Source organism: Winogradskyella pacifica (genome assembly GCF_013403915.1).
GTDB classification, from domain to species: domain Bacteria; phylum Bacteroidota; class Bacteroidia; order Flavobacteriales; family Flavobacteriaceae; genus Winogradskyella; species Winogradskyella pacifica.
Genome location: NZ_JABFDI010000094.1, coordinates 1 through 508, shown reverse-complemented (window position 1 = coordinate 508; position 508 = coordinate 1). Strand labels below are relative to the sequence as shown.

At 67.1% G+C, this 508-nt stretch carries 1 protein-coding gene; it reads right to left on the bottom strand.

Annotation, left to right across the window (positions count from 1 at the left end; translation table 11 throughout):
- The coding region (locus HM984_RS17580; RefSeq protein WP_218845083.1) for a hypothetical protein at positions 1–508 on the bottom strand (508 nt) is incomplete at both ends.

The window sequence follows — 508 nt, the reverse complement described above, 5'->3', positions numbered from 1 at the left end:
CTTCTCGGCCCACTTCGAACCGCGCTTCTGTGCGACGTCGGCGAGGTCGGATCCGCGGTCGGCAGCTTGTTCGGCCAGCTTCGTCCCCCGCTTCTGTGCGACCTCGGCCAAGTCGGCTCCGCGGTCGGCAGCGATGTGCGCCCATCGTGACAACACTGGCTGGGCGACCTCCGCGAATTCCGACGACTTCTCGGTCGCGACATCGGCCCACTTGGCCACGACCGGCTGTGCGGCATCGGCAAGATGTGCTCCACGAGAGGCAGCGACCGTCGCAAGTTCCTTCACACGCTCCGATGCCACGCCCACCTGATCGGAGGCATCATGCGATCCGGGCAGTGCGCCCGCGATCGTGCCCTGGGCCTTGCGGGCGGCCCGGCGTCCACGCCACGCCAGCGAGGGCTTGCCCTCTGTGTCGACGGCGGCGATGAGCAGGCCGCCGAGCAGGCTGACGTTCTTCAGGAACTGGATCTTCTGCGCTGCCTTTGCCTCCGGATCTGTTTCGTTCCAA